The organism is Aquisalimonas lutea (genome assembly GCF_030409225.1).
GTDB classification, from domain to species: domain Bacteria; phylum Pseudomonadota; class Gammaproteobacteria; order Nitrococcales; family Aquisalimonadaceae; genus Aquisalimonas; species Aquisalimonas lutea.
Window position 1 is genome coordinate 1 of sequence record NZ_JAUFPK010000015.1, and the last position, 841, is coordinate 841.

Here is an 841-nt window from a genome sequence, read left to right on the forward strand (position 1 = left end):
AGCAGCAGGCCGGTGGTGATGCGCACCAGCGGGTAGGCCAGAAAGGCCAGCTTGTCGGCGGCGCCGACACTGGCGGTGGAAGTATTGGTCGTCTCAGTGGTCATGGGTTGGCTCCTGTGCGTCGGGTATGAGGTGAACTGCCTTGGCAACTGCTGCACAGGATGGGATCGTTTCTATCCCTATGTAAGACGGGCAGTTGGGAACATATGGTTGACGAATTAGAAACGCTAGGCGGTTCACTGGAGGACGTGCGGGCGTTCTGCGCGGTCGCCGAGTTCGGTACCGTCTCGGCGGCGGCGCGCCAGCTCGGCGAGACCAAAGGCGGCGTGAGTCGCCGCGTGTCACGCCTGGAGCGCCGCCTCGGGGTACGGCTGCTCGCACGCACGCCCCGGGCGGTAACGCCCACCGAGGAGGGAGCCGCCTTCCACGCCAAGGCGCGGGAGGCGCTCGCCTGGCTCGATGACGCCGCCGAAGGGGCACGTCAGTCGCAGGCCGTGCCGCGGGGGCACCTGCGCGTCACCGCGCCGGTCGACCTGGGGATGGACGTCCTGCCCGAGCTCGTGGTCCAGTTCCGGGCATTGCATCCGCAGATCACCGTGGAGCTCGTGCTCACGGACGCACCCATCGATCTGGCCGCCCACCGCGTGGATCTGGCTCTGCGGGCCACCGCGGATGATCTCCCGGACATGGGGTATCGCGCTTCCATGGTGGCGCGATTCCGGATCGGCCTGTATGCCTCGCCTGGTTATCTTGCGGCCAGTGGCAACAGCCCGGCCACCCCCGCGGATCTCGCTGACCATTCGCTCGTGGCAGCGCGGGCGCCCGCCGGCGGTGCCCAATG

General features: G+C 68.1%; 1 protein-coding gene. It reads left to right on the forward strand.

The features are described 5' to 3' along the window. Positions 1–206: 206 nt before the first annotated feature. The coding region (locus QWY84_RS20025) for a LysR family transcriptional regulator (protein WP_290204827.1) at positions 207–841 on the forward strand (635 nt) is incomplete at its 3' end.